Genomic DNA, 15,091 nt, shown 5'->3' with positions numbered 1-15,091 from the left:
CTCGTCTCCTATACGTCCTTGAGCGTGATCAGCGCGCCTTCGGGCCAGGTCAGCCAGACGGGGCCAGCTTCCGTGGGCGCATCGCCTTCGATCGTGCTGTTCTGGACCGAGATGGCGAGCGGCTGCTCAAGCCCCGGCACGCGCACATGCAGGTGGCTGCGCTCGCCGAAATAGGTCCGCATCTCGATCTGGCCCTCGATCACCTGCCCAGTCTCGGGCCGAGCGGTATGCACACGCAGCTTTTCGGGGCGAATGGCCACGCAGGTGCGGTCACCCTCTCGGAAATCCGTGCCGCCTGCCGCTGCATCCAGCGTGCCAATTCCTTCGATCTTGACTGATGCCGTACCGTTGACGCGCGAAACGACGCGGCCATCCATGAAGTTCATATTGCCGATGAAGCTGGCGATCTGCCGGTTGCGGGGCCGCTCGTAAAGCCCACTCGGCGTGTCGACCTGAAGCACGTCGCCGCCCGACATCACGGCGATGCGGTCCGAGAGGGTCAGCGCCTCTTCCTGGTCATGGGTCACAAAGACGAAGGTGATGCCCAGCGTCTGCTGCAGGCGCCGCAGCTCCAGCTGCATCTGTTCGCGCAGCTGCTTGTCGAGCGCGCCGAGGGGCTCGTCCAGCAGCAGCACCTTGGGCCGCATGATCAGCGCGCGGGCAAGCGCGATGCGCTGGCGCTGGCCGCCCGACAGCTGGTTCGCCCGCCGGTCGCCGTAGCCTTCGAGCATGACGAGCGAGAGCATCTCGTCGATCATCTCGTTACGCTTGTCCTTGGGCAGGCGCTGTTTGCGCAGGCCGTAGGCGATGTTGTCGGCCACGTTGAGATGCGGAAAGATCGCGTAGCTCTGAAAGACCATGTTCACGGGGCGCCGGTAGGGCGGCACGCCTGACATCGGCACAGCGTCGATCAGGATCTCGCCATCGGTCACATCCTCGAGCCCTGCCAGCATCCGCAGAAGCGTGGTCTTGCCGCAGCCCGAGGCGCCAAGAAGCGAGAAGAACTCGCCATGCTCGATATCGAGCGACACATTCTCGATTGCACGGAAGGCACCGTAGGATTTGCCGACCTGCTGGATGCTGATGATGGGTTGGGATCGGGCCACGGACGCGGGTCTCCTAGCTGGGAATATCTTCGTCGCGCAGACCCATCCGGTTGATCCAGAGCGCGACGAAGACGAGCGCGAAGGAGATCAGCAGGATAAGCGACGACAGGGCGAGGATCGAAGGGAATTCGCGCGGAAAGCGCAGTTGCGACCAGATGTACATCGGCAGCGTCGAGTCCGTGCTCGACAAAAAGAACGCCATGATGAATTCGTCGAAGGAGACGGTGAAGGTCAGCAGCAGGCTCGCGATGATGCCGGGCAGGACCAGCGGGAAGGTCACGCGCCAGAAGGTCCACCAGCCGTTCTCGCCCAGATCGGCCGAGGCCTCCTCCATCGAGCTGTCCATGCCCTCGAACCGTGGCAGGAGCGTTGCGACCGAGAAGGGCATGCAGACGATGAGATGGCCGAGCGCGACAGTATAGAGCGAGAGCGGCACCCCCATCCGGCTGAGCAGCACCAGAAGCGCGACGCCGAAGATGATCGCCGGGATGACCAGCGGCAACATGATGAAGATGATGATCGCATTCTGCCCCGGCAGGCGGCGCCGCGTAATGGCCCGCGCCGCAAGCACCCCGAGGATGGTCGAGACGATCGAGACGAACAGCCCCACCCGGACCGAATTCCACATCGCGTCCCAGACCGAGGCGCGGCTCATCAGATCGACATACCAGTTGGTCGTGAAACCGGTCAGCGGAAAGCGCACATAGATGGATGAGTTGAAACTGAAGAGCGGGATGAAGAGGACGGGCGTGTAGAGCGCCACGAGGAAAAGGCAGGCATAGATCTGCAAGGGGCGGTTTGGCCGCGAGATATAGCTGCCCTTGCTCATGCCACCATCCTCTGCGCGCGGCGCGTGACGAAAAGGAAGACGAGGCCGATCGCCGCGATCCACAGCATCAGCACGATCGACAGTGCCGCACCCATCGGCCAGTTGTTGACCGGCCCGAATTGCAGCTGGATGAGGTTGCCGATCATCGCCCCGTCAGGCCCGCCCAGAAGCGCCGGCGTGATGTAATCCCCTGTGGTCGGGATGAAGATCAGGAAGGAGGCCGCAATGACGCCCGGCATCGAGAGCGGCAGGGTGATGCGCAGGAACCGCATGACCGGCCCGTCGCCCAGATCCGCCGCCGCCTCCAGCAGGGAGCGGTCGATCTTTTCAAGCGAGACATACATCGGCAGGATGGCGAAGGCCGCCCAGGCATGGGCCAGCGTGATGACAACTGCCGTCTGGCTGTAGAGGAGGAATTCCAGCGGCTTCTCGATGAAGCCCATGCCCAAGAGCGAGGCGTTGATAACGCCCTCATAGCCCAGGATCACCTTCCACGCGAAGACGCGCAGCAGATAGCTGGTCCAGAAAGGCAGGGTCATCAGCACGATCCACAGCATCTTGTTACGATGCACATGGAACGCGACGTAATAGGCCATCGGGTAGCACAAGAGCACGGTCGAGACCGTGGCGATGCCCGACACCCAGAAGGATCGCGCAAGGAAGGCCCCGAAGATCGGTTCGGACGCCGCGCGAGCATAGTTCGTCGTGGTGAACGTCGTGTCGAACTCGAAACCCTGCCGCGTCCAGAAGCTCATCGCGACGAGGATCAGGAACGGAATCACCACTCCGATCACAAGCACCAGAAGCGACGGCGCCAGCAGGCCGTAACTCTGTGCCGTCCTGGCATGACGCAGCCGCGCGAAGAGGCCGCGCGTGGCAGGCCGGCGCGTGGCGCCGGCCGGGGCGGCCGTGTCACTCATGTCGCGCCCGCCGCGCTGGGCGGATGGCTCGCTACGCTGACCTTATCCGCCCGCATCAGATCAGAACCCCGCCTTGATCATCTCGAAGGTCTCGTTCATCTTCGTCTCCCACTCCTGAGATTGCTGGTGCTGGAAGTGACCGGCCGAGAGGATCTCCTCGGGATTCTTGCTGAGGCCGAGCGCCGTTAGCTGCTCTTCGTCGAACTGATCAAAGGAGCGGGCATTCGAGTGACCATAGCCGTAATCGTTGATCATGAACTTGCCCGCTTCAACGCTGAGCAGGCTGTCGATGATCTCGTAGGCCTTGTCGGGGTTGGGCGCGTCCTTGTGCATCATCAGGCCGCACACCCATGTCAGCGCGCCTTCCTTGGGCTGCGCAAACTTGACAGGAACACCCTCGGAGGCCAGCGTGACGGCCGAGCTGGCCCATGTCATCGAGGCCACCATCTCGCCCGAGGCGAGCGCCTGTTCCAGCGTTGTGGTGTCGTCCGTGTAGACGCGGATCAGCGGACGCTGCTCGCGCATCACGGCCGCGACCTTCTCGAAGCCCTCATCGGTGGCGATATCGTCAAAATCGACGCCTGCCTTGATCGCGCCGCACCACCAGGCATCCCCACCCGAGGCGAGCGAGCCAAGCTGGCCGGCATAGCGCTGGTCCCAGAGCATGTCCCAGCTTTCCTCGCCCTCGAGCTCGAAAAGATCGGTGCGATAGGTGACCGAGGTGCCGCCCCAGTCGAAGGGCACGAGCCACGGATTGCCGTTCTCGGCCATGTTGCCGTCGAGTTTGACGAGGCTCGGGATGACGTCGCCCCAATTAGAGAGGCGCGAGGTGTCGACGGGCTGGAACATGCCGGTATCGGCCCAGCGTTTCACGCCTGAATAGCACGGATGCGCCACATCGGGGGTAAAGCCCGCGCGCATCTTGGTCAGAGCCTCCTCGGTCCCGCCGAAGATGGCGAAATTGGGCAGCGTGCCGTTATCGGCTTCGTAGTTGGTATAAAGCTCGGGGATGTCATAGCCGCCCCAGGTGAAGATCGTCCCCTGCGCGCCGTCCTGCGCTAGCGCGCGCCGCGAGGTGAGGGGGGTGGCAATAACGCCGATTCCGGCGCCCATTAGGATTCGGTTGAAAGCTCTGCGCGACAGTTTCCCGCGCTTTACTGCGCTCAGGTGGTCGACAACATCCATGAATAACACTCCCGTTTTGTAAGGCGCATGTCACAGATGCTTGCTGCTGATGCGCAAAGGTCGGTCTCCAAATTCATCGGCAGCCGAGATGGTGCATTCGACTGAACAATCGTTCATTCAGATTGTGCGCGCGGCATTTCCACGTCAAGCTTCAATACGGAAAGCCTATAGAGTATCGGCCAGAAACTCATGCAACATAGCTGCATAAGTAACTGATGAACTACATGAAAATTCACCTGCTCGCCTGTTGGAAAGAGCAAAGGAACCGAGGAGAACGTACTGATGTCAGCCGAAAAACACCTCAAGCGAATCGCCGCACACGGCCCGGATGCCGCCGAATTGACCGAGTGGCCGGAGATGGATCCGGCCAATCTTGTGTCGGGAAATCCCGTGCAGAAGGGGGTCTTCTACGACGAGGTCGAGACAGTAGATTACTCGGTCGGTATCTGGGAATGCACTGCATTTGTCGACAATCCCGGGCCCTATCCAGTGGACGAGTTCATGCTGCTGCTTGATGGCACGGTCGAGATGGCGATGCCGGATGGCAGTTCGGTCACCGTTGGGCCCGGCGACGCCTTCGTGATCCCCAAAGGCCTCGAATGCCAGTGGAAGATGCCGCAAACCGTGCGCAAGATATTCATGATACTCGATGGCGCCGCACCCGGCAGCGCCGACAATGCGGGGTTGCGACGCGTCACCGTGCCTGCGCTCGACGTCGCCGGCAGCGCCAGCCCCGGCGCGCTTGCCACGCGCGAGACGCATTTCGTCAACCATGACGGGCGTATGGCCGTGCATGTCGAAAAGTTTCACGAGCGCATGCAGGGACCAGCCCCGCAAACGCGGCGACGCGTGATCCATGTGCTTGCAGGCGGCGTAAAAATCGACGGCGACACCTTCGAGGCAGGCAGCAGTCTCTACCTGCTTCCCGGCTCCGGTCTCGACTGGGAGGTGGCTGCCGGCACGCGCCTTCTGATCGCCTCCTGCGATCTGCGGCACGATAGCACTTGATGCCGGCCGCTCTCCCGTCGAGTCCAGATGTCGTTATCATCGGCGCTGGTGCGGCTGGCCTTGGCGCCGCTCGCAAGCTGATGAAATCTGGCCATTCGGTGCTGATCGTCGAAGCGGCGAGCCGCGTGGGCGGGCGCGCCTGGACCCAGTCCGACAGCTTCGGCGTGCCGATCGACATGGGCTGCTCGTGGATCTCGGGCGCGCGCAAGAATCGCTTTGCCAAGATCGCGCGCAAGAGCGGATTTACCCTCGTCGATCATACCGACCGGGGCACCGCGCTCTTCATCGATGGCCGCCGCGCAAGCGAGGCCGAACTCGCGGCCTACGAGAAGGCAGGCCGCAAGGTAGAGCAGGCGATGGCAAAGGCCGGCAAGAAGGACCGCGACGTTCCTGCATCGGACGTGATCCCCATCGGGCTGCCCTTTCTCGGCGCGGCCAAGGCCTGGATGGGACCGATGGATTACGGCGTCGATTGGGACGGCATCTCGGCGCTGGACGATTACCTCTCGGCCAATGACCAGCCCAGCTACATCGTCGCCGAAGGGCTGGGCGCGGTCGTTGCGACCTTGGCCGAAGGGCTTCCAATCGCGCTCGGTACCGCCGTGCGTGCGGTCGATTGGTCGGGCCAGGGCGTCGTGATTGAAACGGATCGTGGAACGATCCGTGCGCGCGCTTGCCTTGTCACGGTCTCGACTGGTGTACTGGCCTCGGGCGCGATCCGTTTTACCCCCGATCTGCCCGCCGCCAAGCAGCAGGCGATCCATGACCTGCCCATGGGGCTTCTGGTCAAGGTGCCGCTGCTCTTCGACGGCGCGCGGCTCGGGCTGAAGGATAATGAGTGGATGAGCTATGATATTCCCGATGAGGCGTCCACGCGGGCCTGTTTCTTCATTACCTGGCCCTTTGGACAGGATTACGTCTTTGGCAATATCGGCGGCCGCTTCGGCTGGGACATCTCGCGCGAAGGACCCGAGGCCACCGTCGATTTCGCGCTTGATGAATTGGTCCGGCAGGTCGGCAGCGATGCGCGCAAGCATTTTATCAAAGGCATCGCGACAGAGTGGGCCAGCGATCCGCTCACCCTTGGGGCTTATGCCGCGCTGCGCCCGGGCCGACATGGTGCCCGGAATGTTCTGGCTGAACCGATGGCGGGCAGGGTGTTCTTTGCGGGTGAAGCGATGGGCGGCAATTGCTCGGCCCTCGTGAACGGCGCGCTTGAGAGCGGGCGCAAAGCCGCTCGGGCGATCAGGGATGCCTTGGGCGGCCGTGTCAAACTTGACCGGTGATGCGGTCGTCACGATGGGATTGGTTCAAGGTTGCACGGAATCGTGAGGCCGCGACGTCACTCTGATGGCTCCTTTGACCGCAGGCAGATCGATCGATGGCTCGGGCTTCAGGAAAAGCAGATGCTGCTCCGTTTCCGCTTAAGCCGAAGGCTTTGATCTTTTGCCTCATAGGTTGGCTCATCGGGTGTTTGGGCCGATTTCCCCCGCAGCTTTTGGCGCGCCTTGCAATCCGCCTTCCAAGTGAAGATCATGAGCAATCGGGTATGATAGAGTGGAGCCGAACCGAGTGAACAGCGCTAACGTTGAGCAAAAACGTATCGGCTCGGTTTTCCGACCCGGTCAGAACTGTTGGCGAGTTGCCGAGGCCGAGAGGATTGCCCTCATTGTCGACGCGGCAGATTATTTTCGGGCTCTGCGCAAAGTGTTCCTCGCGGCGCAGCAGGAAATTCTGCTGATCGGATGGGATTTCGATTTCGAGATCGAAATGCTGCCGGGTGAAAGCGACAGCGAGGGCAACGCACCCGACGGATTTCCGAACCAGCTTGGAGCGTTTCTGGAGGCGGTCGTGGACCGCTCGCCGGATCTTCATGTCTATATTCTGAAATGGAACGGCGCGGTGCTGGTGGCGCCTGGGCGCGTGGTGCCATCGGTTGCGCTCAGTGTGTTTGGAAGTGATCGCATTCACTTTGCGCTCGATGGACACCACCCTTTCGGGGCCTGTCATCACCAGAAAATTGTCGTTGCCGATGACAGCATCGCCTTTTGTGGCGGCATCGACGCGACGGAAGACAGGTGGGATACGTCCGAGCACCTGCCTGACGATCCGCGCCGGGTGCGAAAGGATGGATCCCCATCCGAGCCGTGGCATGACGCGACCTCTGCGCTCACCGGCGCGGTTGCGACATCGCTGGCAGAACTGTCGCGCAATCGCTGGCACCGCGCCACGGGCGAAACGCTGGAGCGGCCCGAAGGCGCCGCGACCGACATCTGGCCAGACGGCTTGGATATCGACGCCAGAGGGGTTGAGGTTGCGATTTCGCGGACCGAGCCACCTTATGACGGGGAGGCGCTGATCAACGAGATCGAGCGGCTCTATCTCAGCGGCATCGAGGCGGCCACCAAGGCTATCTACATCGAGTCGCAGTATTTCGCCTGCGAGTCCATACATGCCGCGCTGCGTAAGCGCCTGAGCGAGCCGGACGGCCCCGAGGTTGTCGTGGTCAATCCCAAATTCGCCGAGTCGCAGTTGGAAGATGATGCGATGCACGTGCTGCGCGGCCGGATGATCGAAGAGTTGCGCGACGCTGATCATGAGGATCGTTTTCGTATTTACTATCCGGTCACCACCGAAGGACAGCCGATCTATGTCCATGCCAAGGTGATGATCGTCGACGCCGCAATTCTGCGTCTCGGGTCCAGCAATCTCAACGATCGCTCGATGGGCTTTGATACCGAATGCGATGTGACGATCGAGGGCCCTGAGGATCTCATCGACGGATTCCGCACGAGGCTTGTTGCCGAGCATCTCGGCGTCCCCTCGAAAGTCATGCAGGACGCTCTGCGCGAGGAAGGCTCGTTGATCGCCGCCATTGAATGGTTGAACGCCTCCGAAGGGCGCAGGCTGTGCAGAATCGAGAGCCGGCCCGAGGGTGCATTGGGCGGTTTCCTTGCCGATACGCGTCTGCTGGATCCACGGTATCGTCCCGGTCAGGCGTCGACCGCGGGCGAAGGCATGCGTCCCCGCCACATGGCGCTGATTGCAGGTGGTGCCGTGCTGGCCTCATTGGGGTGGATGGTGTGGCGGAATTGGAATGCTCGCAACTGATTTTCATGCTGAGCGTTTGTAGTTTTCGATCCCAAGGGTATGCCCTTCGGTCTGTTTCCGTTTACCCAGTGCTTGCAGCCACGCGCCATAAAGGAGATGACATGACTATTCCTCCCATTCTTGGAAGATTGTCGCGCCGGGTCGAGGTGGTAACGGTCGTCGCCATCGGCGTCATCGCGGGAGGATTATGGGCCTTCATCGCACTCTCGGACGAAATGATGGAAGGCGATCTGCATAGGTTCGACGAGGCGGTGCTCATGGCGCTGCGAATGCCGGGTGATCCGACAAATGCGATCGGCGGGCCCCAGGTGGAGGTCGCAATGCGAGATCTGACCGCGCTCGGCGGCGTCACTGTCCTTACATTCATCTCGCTGTCGGTGCTGGCTTACATGTTGCTCTTGCGCCAACGCTCATCGGCGATTTTCCTTGCTGTCGCGATCTCCGGCGGACTGGTGTTGTCCAACCTGGCCAAATACGCTTTTTCACGACCCCGCCCCGATCTGGTCCCGCACGGGGTGGATGCCGTGACTGCGTCATTCCCGTCGGGCCATTCAATGATGGCCGCGGTAACCTATCTGACGCTCGCCGTCATGCTGGCCCGGACGGCGACACAAGTCAGAACACGCGTGTTCTATATCGCGGTCGCGTCGATTCTGACGCTTCTCGTCGGTGTCAGCCGCGTCTACCTGGGTGTTCACTGGCCTTCGGATATTCTGGCAGGCTGGTCGCTGGGCGCGGCTTGGGCCATTATGGTGTGGCTGCTGGCCAGCATCCTTGCGCGCAGGGGGCAGATCGACCCGGAGAGCGATTGAACGGGCTAGGGGGGGGCTTCAGGCTGCGTCTCAAGGAATTCATTGACCCGAGCGAGGTGGTCCCGGTGCCGTGAGATTCTCCTCCAGTCATGTGCGAAGTGTTTTCGCCTGATCAGCAATTCTCGCCATCTCCCCTTGCACTTTGCCTTCTTTAGGCGCATGTGGGGGATGCGACGTTACCTTTATCGGCATCACTGCTCCTTTTCGAGTCAGTCATTCGATCTTGCACTGACTTGGCCGACCTGCCGCATTTCGCGGGCAGTTATTTCAAAGGAGTACGACGATGGCTACTGGCACCGTCAAATGGTTCAATACAACTAAAGGCTTCGGCTTTATCGCGCCAGATGGCGGCGGCAAGGACGTTTTCGTCCATATTTCCGCCGTTGAGCGCGCAGGCCTGACCGGCTTGAACGATGATCAGAAAGTGACTTTCGACATCGAAGCTGGCCGCGATGGTCGCGAAAGCGCCACCAACATCGCCTTGGCCTGAAGCCTACCCTTCGGGGTGTGTGGCACGAAAATTGGTGAGAGGGGCGCATTCCGGGGGATGCGCCCCTTTTTACGTCGAATCCTGCCTGCTGTTTTCTGGATGCTTAGGTAATGATGGCTATGCGGCGCAGGGCATGCGCTTTGCCGAGCGATAGCGCGGGTGGCCCATGTCTGATGCGGCCCCGGACCTGAGACGCCGAGCGTCTCGCGTCATGCGCAAAGAGATCGGCCAGCGCCGTCATCTCGTCCTGATCCGTGCGCTGGTGCAGCTCGAGCCGTAGGGCCGTGATATATGCCTGATAGCTGCGCACGAGCATTGTGCAATCGGATGATTTCGGGATCTCACCCTGATCTCGGGCCACCTCGAACGCGGACGCGATGTCTCCGCGTATCGTGTTCAGATATAGCCCGCGTCGAAGAATGTCTGAAGCTCGGTCTCGGACAAGTCGCCGCGCTGGCGCACGACCTGCAGCGTGAAGGTCCGCAGCGCTCCCGGATGTGCATTCGGCAGGAGGGTGCCGTCGCGCAGCGCATCGGTGATGGCGTCATCGACCTTCCTGCTCTTGGCGATGCCGGTATGGGCGGGGACGCAGTAATGGCAGGTATTCTCGACACTGATGGTCTGCCAGACAATGGTCTGCTCATCCTCATTTAGGCCTGAATCCACGAAAAGCTCGTGCAGGGTTCGATATCCCCGGAGTAATTCTGGCATCTCGGCCATCACGGCATGCAGGTTGGGGATCATCCTGTATTCTTAGTTGGATTTGGCGCGTAGTGGCTTGACATCCTCGCCCTCGGTGCGGTTGGTGAAACCCGCCATGGATGGCTCCGCGGCTTTGGCTGCGGCTGCGTCCCTGGCGCGGTCTCATTGCTGCGCTTTAACTCCAGATAACCAACCTGAGTGATTGCTGATGACCTGTATTGAGCATTGACTCAATCATGACGGAGCGCAGTGTTCAAAAAGCCTCGGGAACGGGGCCAATGCGCTCTCGCTCGCTCGATAGTTCCAGCCAAAGCTGCGCGAATGCGGCCTCGGGCGTTTGCGTGCCGCCGTTTTCGATCCCGGCGCGCCAAAGGGCGGCACCTGCAGCATAGGCTCCGGGTGTCAGGCCGCCCTCCAGGCATTGACTGACCGCGCGGATACGGCAGCCTCGTGCGGTGGCCTCTGACAGGGACTGCATCAGTGCGGGATCGGACATCGTGGTGCCTGCGCCGTAGACGCGCAGCACGGCCCCGTCCAGGCGGCGCAACATCGCGCCCACCGCCATGGCCGGCAGTCCCGGTGAGAGCGTCAGGATCGCGAGGCGGCAGGGCCCAAAGCGACGCGGCCCGGCCGGTGTGGCGACGGGCGATTGCGGAACGGCTTTAAACGCAATCGTTTCCTGCGAGTGCACTTTGACCAGACCTGCAGCAGGTAGCACCTGCCCCCCGAAAGCCAGCCAGACCCCCGGCGCGAATGTTTGCGCCGCCTCGAGCGCGAGCGCAAGATTGTCCTCAGCATCGCCGCCGGTATCGAGCGCGTGCATGGCGCCGCAAAGGATCACGGGCATCTCAATGCCGGCCAGCGCCTGTGCAAGGGCAGCGCCGGTAAACGCCATCGTATCGGTGCCATGGGTCAGGATGACGCCGGTTCCCTCGAAACCCGCGATCTCGTCGATGATATGGTTCCAATCATCCGCGCCAATCTCGGCGCTGTCGATGAGTGGAGAAAAGCTCCGCACAATCACCGTGGCGTCACTGGGCGCGATATGCCCCAATGCCGTCTCGACCACGCCCTCTGAGGGCGCAAACCCGTCAGGGCCGGGTGCCATGCCGATAGTGCCGCCCGTGTGCAGGACCAATATCGCGCTCATGTCATCAGACTCCGGTTATGGGTTCGGCAAGAGTCGGGTATCCGCGGGGCTATGGCAAGCGGGGCCCGGCATGATCGGTGTGCCGATGGTTTTCCCGCACGAAAACAGTCATTGATCCTGTGACGCCAAACCTTGATACCTGACCTCGACTTACACAAGGCAGCAAAAGGGGCGACGCGCAATGAGCACCTCGCCAACAATCAGGCGGTATACGCCGCAGGACGCAGAGGCATGGAATGCCTTTGTCGCCAGTTCGGGAAACGGGACCTTCCTGCTGGATCGCGGCTTCATGGAGTATCACGCGGACCGCTTCGAGGATTACTCGCTGATCGTCGAGCAGGGCGACAAGATCATCGCGCTGCTGCCGGCGAACAGGGCAGGGAAAACTCTGCAGTCGCATGGCGGGCTGACCTATGGCGGCTTTGTCACCGGGCCGTCAATGTCCGCCGAACTGATGGTCGAAATCGTTGGCTTGCTTGGGGACACGCTGCGGGCTGCGGGCTTCGACCGGCTGCACTACAAGGCGATTCCGCATATCTTCCATAACTACCCGGCCGAGCAGGATGTCTATGCGCTTATCCAGGCCGGCGCGCGCCTCGTGCGCTGCGATCTGTCCTCGGCCATCGCCATCGGGCGGGCGCCGAAAATGTCCAAGTCCAAGCGGCAGGGCATCACCCGCGCCCGCAAGGCCGGGTTGAGCGCGCAGCCGAGCGCGGATTTCGCAGGGTTCTGGAACATCCTGACCGACCGTCTTGATACTGCCCACGGGGCCGCGCCTACCCACGACCTCGCCGAGATCCAGCAGCTGCACGCCCGCTTCCCCGACGTGCTCCGCCTCTATATCGCTGAGGCCGATAGCACCGCGCAAGGCGGTATCGTTGTCTTTGACTGCGGCCGCACAATCCACGTGCAATACATGGCCTCAACCGAAGACGGGCGCAGAAACGGCGCGCTGGACCTGATCGTTGCGCATCTGCTGGAGGAATACAGTGACCGAGACTGGCTGAATTTCGGGATCTCCACCACCGATGGTGGGCGCGTACTGAACGCCGGCCTGTCTCGTCAGAAAGAGATGTTCGGCGCGCGCAGTGTGCTGTTCAATCAATATGAATGGGTGCTGCTTTAGGATGCCGCGTCAGCGTTGACGAAGGTCGCGCACCATTTCCGACAAGAGCGCATGACTGAAACGTATCGGCCTGCCGCATTTTGCCCATACACTGGCCCAGTCCCACTGATAGTAGAGCAACCGCGACTCCACCGTTTCAATACGTCGGCATAGGGCAGTAACCACAGGATGTCTTTGTAGAAGACCAAAGGTCCGGGTGTCCGCCAGACGCTGCTTCAGAACATTCAGCTGCAACGTCAAGACGGCAATCCGCCGCTCACTGTTTGGAAGCTTGCTGGTTTGGCGACTGAGCAGGTTGGAGACGCCAACCCCTTCTTGATAGATGACGAGCGGCTCGGCGATATAATCTATGCTGTCCTCCAACACCGCGCGAAAGCCCAGGATCAAGTCCTCATACGCAGTATCCGTAGGAAAGCCGCCGTATTTAAGATAGAGATCCTTATGCCATGCCACGGTCGCCCCGAGGTAGAGCTCGAATGAAAGCGCGGCATCCACCATCGAGTAATCGCGGTAAAACAATGCGCGGCGATAGGCATCGCGCCCATCGCCGCCATCGGCGGATTTTGTCCTGGCATCAGAAAACAGCAGTTTAGCCGGACGCTCGCGGACCGTTTCCAGTATCCGCGCAGCGCGGTTTTCAGTGTTGATGTCGTCTCCCGCAGTCCAAATCATGAGATCTGCCGTGCTGAGACCGATGGCGCACTCGATATGCGCGTTTACGCCCAGATTTACATCATTGCGCCGTGCAATGACGTGGTGCGGACCTTCGTAGCGCTCGACGACGTCTTGAATGATTTCGAAGCTTCGGTCTGTCGAGCAATCATCCGAAATGATGATCTCGATCGGCTCGCATTGCTGGTCCAGTACGGATTGAACGGCCTTTGCCACACTGTCTTGCTGATTGAATGTCAGCATGATGAAGCTGGCGGGAGGTGATTGGGTGCCCGCCAGTGTCACGTAGATGTCCCGCTATTCTGCAGAGACACAATCATGCCCCCTCCCAGCGCGCCACGCCCACGCCAGTGCGACCCATGTCATTGCCGTTGAAGAACAGGTAGCGCGTGCCACCCGGCGTCTGGATATGGGCCGGATAGCATGTCATCTCACTGTCCCACTCGCCGGGAGCGCCGCGCGGCAGTTCAACCTCTCCGGTCCGTTTGAACGTAACGCCGTCGTGTGAGATGAAGCGGAAGCTCTCATATTGTTTGTCCAGTGTGTCCGACGTCGCGCGCAATTCCCATGTGCCGTCTGGCAAGGCATTGGCGCGGGGACGTCCGATGCGATATTCATTTCGCGCCGGGGCAATGATCGGCTGTGCTGCGGCGTTGTCGAAATGCAGCCCATCGGGGCTGACCAAGGTCCAGCAATCATATTGCGGATAGTGCCGCCCGCCGATTTCCTGCCAACCGCGTCCGCGCGAGATCCACGCGCGATAGCCGCCCTCGGGCAGCTTGGCGATGGAGTGAAGGGCGCCGATGAACATGCCCTCGGGACAGCGGTCCAGAATGGGAGTTTGCTGATACCGCGCAAAGCTCTGACCATGATCGCGGCTTATTGCTACGCCGGAAAATGCCAGAAACTTAGCCTTCTCAACAAGTTGAAAGCCAACATAATAGAGACGCAGGTCATCTTCGGCGACCTCCAGAACGTCGCCAAGGATGAGGCCATTGTCGTCGAACATGCCAGGCGCACCAAGGTCCAGAACCGGGTGGTCGGATCTGCCCTTGATCCGCGTCGGATCAGAGGCGTCCACGTCGACCCAGCCGATCCGGCTGATGCCGTGATCGTCGCGCATGCCGCCGTAGAGGCGGATCGTGGTTGCATTACGCAGCCACGGCGTCGGCGTCATGAAGGAGTGCCGCGCCCAGTCCGATGATCCATCGGGGCAATACACAAGCCCGAGCTTACGCCAGGTCATGCCGTCGGCTTCAACTTGTAATAGCGGTAGGAAGAAACCCGCGACGGCTCGGCGGGGTGGCCGTTCAGGATCAGCCCATCTTCTTCGAAGGATTTGTTGATCACCGCAGCCATGCCGACAAGACAGTCCGCGCCGATGGTGACACTGTCGGCGAAGGTCGCATTCACCCCCAGAAAGCTGCGCGCCCCGATCTTGCAATAGCCCGAGATCACCACATGCGAGGACAGGAAACAGTGGTTCGCGATCTGCGTTTGGTGCCCGACATGGTTGCCAGACCACAGAACGCAGCCATCGCCGATCTCAACACCGTGCTGCACTACGTTGTTCTCAAAGATGAAAACGTTTCTACCCAGCTTGGCCGTGCGCCAGACCATCGCACGCGGACTGATGAAATTGATCAACTCGTAACCGGCATCCTGCGCCGTATCCATCAACCTTGCGCGTACACGGTTCAGCTGGGTCGACGTGATCGCAACATGCGCCGCGGTGGTTGCGGGATCGAACCGGTCTGCGGCATCGTCCAGCGCGACGACAGGCAATCCGAATTTTTCGGTGTCCCCAAGGTGCTCCTTCTCGACAGCAAAGCCGACGACTGTATACGGGCTGTCGACCGTGAAATACTCGTATGCGATATCCGCAAATTCACCGGCGCCGATTAGCAAGAGGTCTTGGGACATGAATGGGCGTCCTCGCATTCTGGCCGCACGAATCGGCGGCTGTGTCATCGGTAGCAC

Annotated in this window: 16 protein-coding genes; 6 read left to right on the top strand and 10 right to left on the bottom strand. The window is 61.1% G+C overall.

The genetic code is table 11. The features are described 5' to 3' along the window. Positions 1–8: 8 nt before the first annotated feature. Genes ACEWPM_RS01930 through ACEWPM_RS01915 form a run of 4 tightly spaced genes read right to left on the bottom strand, consistent with a single transcriptional unit; the run spans position 9 to position 4,040 of the window. A complete protein-coding gene (locus tag ACEWPM_RS01930; RefSeq protein WP_393960791.1) occupies positions 9–1,106 on the bottom strand; it encodes an ABC transporter ATP-binding protein in 1,098 nt (365 codons plus the stop codon). A gap of 13 nt (positions 1,107–1,119) precedes the next feature. Continuing rightward, positions 1,120–1,935 carry an ABC transporter permease gene (locus ACEWPM_RS01925; protein WP_393960790.1) on the bottom strand — a complete coding sequence of 272 codons (816 nt, stop codon included), beginning with the start codon at positions 1,933–1,935 and terminating at the stop codon, positions 1,120–1,122. Further along, positions 1,932–2,855 (bottom strand): ABC transporter permease, encoded by a 924-nt coding sequence (locus ACEWPM_RS01920; RefSeq protein WP_393960789.1) that lies wholly within the window; start codon positions 2,853–2,855, stop codon positions 1,932–1,934. The genes ACEWPM_RS01925 and ACEWPM_RS01920 overlap by 4 nt, the downstream gene beginning before the upstream one ends. Positions 2,856–2,915: 60 nt before the next feature. Continuing rightward, positions 2,916–4,040: an ABC transporter substrate-binding protein gene (locus ACEWPM_RS01915; RefSeq protein WP_393960788.1), complete on the bottom strand. Its 1,125-nt coding sequence runs from the start codon at positions 4,038–4,040 to the stop codon at positions 2,916–2,918. 282 nt (positions 4,041–4,322) lie between these two features. Between ACEWPM_RS01915 and ACEWPM_RS01910 the strand changes: the two genes are divergently transcribed. The 5 genes from ACEWPM_RS01910 (at position 4,323) to ACEWPM_RS01890 (ending at position 9,461) form a co-directional block, all read left to right on the top strand. Further along, positions 4,323–5,048, top strand: a complete 726-nt coding sequence (locus ACEWPM_RS01910) for a cupin domain-containing protein (protein WP_393960787.1) — start codon at positions 4,323–4,325, stop codon at positions 5,046–5,048. Continuing rightward, on the top strand, positions 5,048–6,334 hold the full coding sequence (locus ACEWPM_RS01905; RefSeq protein ID WP_393960786.1) for a flavin monoamine oxidase family protein: 1,287 nt from the start codon (positions 5,048–5,050) through the stop codon (positions 6,332–6,334). Before ACEWPM_RS01910 ends, ACEWPM_RS01905 begins: the two co-directional genes overlap by 1 nt. A 286-nt stretch (positions 6,335–6,620) precedes the next feature. Beyond that, positions 6,621–8,159 carry a phospholipase D-like domain-containing protein gene (locus ACEWPM_RS01900; RefSeq protein WP_393960785.1) on the top strand — a complete coding sequence of 513 codons (1,539 nt, stop codon included), beginning with the start codon at positions 6,621–6,623 and terminating at the stop codon, positions 8,157–8,159. Positions 8,160–8,260: 101 nt separating this feature from the next. Continuing rightward, positions 8,261–8,971 (top strand): phosphatase PAP2 family protein, encoded by a 711-nt coding sequence (locus ACEWPM_RS01895; protein WP_393960784.1) that lies wholly within the window; start codon positions 8,261–8,263, stop codon positions 8,969–8,971. Positions 8,972–9,254: 283 nt separating this feature from the next. Beyond that, entirely contained in the window at positions 9,255–9,461 is a 207-nt protein-coding gene (locus ACEWPM_RS01890) for a cold-shock protein (RefSeq protein WP_393931838.1), read from the top strand. Between the two features lie 103 nt (positions 9,462–9,564). Here the strand turns inward: ACEWPM_RS01890 and ACEWPM_RS01885 are convergent, their stop codons facing one another. From ACEWPM_RS01885 to ACEWPM_RS01875, 3 genes are all read right to left on the bottom strand, one after another. Beyond that, positions 9,565–9,777 carry a hypothetical protein gene (locus ACEWPM_RS01885; RefSeq protein ID WP_393960783.1) on the bottom strand — a complete coding sequence of 71 codons (213 nt, stop codon included), beginning with the start codon at positions 9,775–9,777 and terminating at the stop codon, positions 9,565–9,567. 80 nt (positions 9,778–9,857) lie between these two features. After that, a complete protein-coding gene (locus tag ACEWPM_RS01880; RefSeq protein WP_393960782.1) occupies positions 9,858–10,205 on the bottom strand; it encodes a carboxymuconolactone decarboxylase family protein in 348 nt (115 codons plus the stop codon). A 211-nt stretch (positions 10,206–10,416) separates the two neighbouring features. Further along, the gene (locus ACEWPM_RS01875; protein WP_393960781.1) at positions 10,417–11,313 is read right to left on the bottom strand and encodes an asparaginase domain-containing protein; all 897 of its coding nucleotides are present in this window, start codon (positions 11,311–11,313) and stop codon (positions 10,417–10,419) included. Positions 11,314–11,494: 181 nt separating this feature from the next. On the opposite strand from ACEWPM_RS01875, the gene ACEWPM_RS01870 reads away from it, so the two are divergent. Next, positions 11,495–12,439: a GNAT family N-acetyltransferase gene (locus ACEWPM_RS01870; RefSeq protein ID WP_393960780.1), complete on the top strand. Its 945-nt coding sequence runs from the start codon at positions 11,495–11,497 to the stop codon at positions 12,437–12,439. A 9-nt stretch (positions 12,440–12,448) separates the two neighbouring features. Here the strand turns inward: ACEWPM_RS01870 and ACEWPM_RS01865 are convergent, their stop codons facing one another. The 3 genes from ACEWPM_RS01865 to ACEWPM_RS01855 are packed head-to-tail and all read right to left on the bottom strand — an operon-like array spanning position 12,449 to position 15,034. Further along, positions 12,449–13,396: a glycosyltransferase family 2 protein gene (locus ACEWPM_RS01865; protein WP_393960779.1), complete on the bottom strand. Its 948-nt coding sequence runs from the start codon at positions 13,394–13,396 to the stop codon at positions 12,449–12,451. 31 nt (positions 13,397–13,427) lie between these two features. After that, entirely contained in the window at positions 13,428–14,357 is a 930-nt protein-coding gene (locus ACEWPM_RS01860; protein WP_393960778.1) for a glycoside hydrolase family protein, read from the bottom strand. Beyond that, complete coding sequence (locus tag ACEWPM_RS01855; RefSeq protein WP_393960777.1) at positions 14,354–15,034, bottom strand: acetyltransferase; 681 nt, start codon at positions 15,032–15,034, stop codon at positions 14,354–14,356. The genes ACEWPM_RS01860 and ACEWPM_RS01855 overlap by 4 nt, the downstream gene beginning before the upstream one ends. Positions 15,035–15,091: the final 57 nt, after the last annotated feature.

Source organism: Roseovarius maritimus, assembly GCF_043355895.2.
GTDB lineage: Bacteria > Pseudomonadota > Alphaproteobacteria > Rhodobacterales > Rhodobacteraceae > Roseovarius > Roseovarius maritimus.
The sequence above is the reverse complement of the archived record's forward strand: the minus strand, read 5'-3'. Positions and strand labels throughout refer to the sequence as shown.

Excerpts from the sequence above, each read along its gene's own strand:
- ACEWPM_RS01925 (WP_393960790.1), bottom strand. The coding sequence starts at position 1,935 with ATGAGCAAGGGCAGCTATATCTCGCGGCCAAACCGCCCCTTGCAGATC.
- ACEWPM_RS01920 (WP_393960789.1), bottom strand. The coding sequence starts at position 2,855 with ATGAGTGACACGGCCGCCCCGGCCGGCGCCACGCGCCGGCCTGCCACG.
- ACEWPM_RS01915 (WP_393960788.1), bottom strand. The coding sequence starts at position 4,040 with ATGGATGTTGTCGACCACCTGAGCGCAGTAAAGCGCGGGAAACTGTCG.
- ACEWPM_RS01910 (WP_393960787.1), top strand. The coding sequence starts at position 4,323 with ATGTCAGCCGAAAAACACCTCAAGCGAATCGCCGCACACGGCCCGGAT.
- ACEWPM_RS01905 (WP_393960786.1), top strand. The coding sequence starts at position 5,048 with ATGCCGGCCGCTCTCCCGTCGAGTCCAGATGTCGTTATCATCGGCGCT.
- ACEWPM_RS01895 (WP_393960784.1), top strand. The coding sequence starts at position 8,261 with ATGACTATTCCTCCCATTCTTGGAAGATTGTCGCGCCGGGTCGAGGTG.
- ACEWPM_RS01890 (WP_393931838.1), top strand. The coding sequence starts at position 9,255 with ATGGCTACTGGCACCGTCAAATGGTTCAATACAACTAAAGGCTTCGGC.
- ACEWPM_RS01885 (WP_393960783.1), bottom strand. The coding sequence starts at position 9,777 with ATGCTCGTGCGCAGCTATCAGGCATATATCACGGCCCTACGGCTCGAG.
- ACEWPM_RS01880 (WP_393960782.1), bottom strand. The coding sequence starts at position 10,205 with ATGATCCCCAACCTGCATGCCGTGATGGCCGAGATGCCAGAATTACTC.
- ACEWPM_RS01875 (WP_393960781.1), bottom strand. The coding sequence starts at position 11,313 with ATGAGCGCGATATTGGTCCTGCACACGGGCGGCACTATCGGCATGGCA.
- ACEWPM_RS01870 (WP_393960780.1), top strand. The coding sequence starts at position 11,495 with ATGAGCACCTCGCCAACAATCAGGCGGTATACGCCGCAGGACGCAGAG.
- ACEWPM_RS01860 (WP_393960778.1), bottom strand. The coding sequence starts at position 14,357 with ATGACCTGGCGTAAGCTCGGGCTTGTGTATTGCCCCGATGGATCATCG.
- ACEWPM_RS01855 (WP_393960777.1), bottom strand. The coding sequence starts at position 15,034 with ATGTCCCAAGACCTCTTGCTAATCGGCGCCGGTGAATTTGCGGATATC.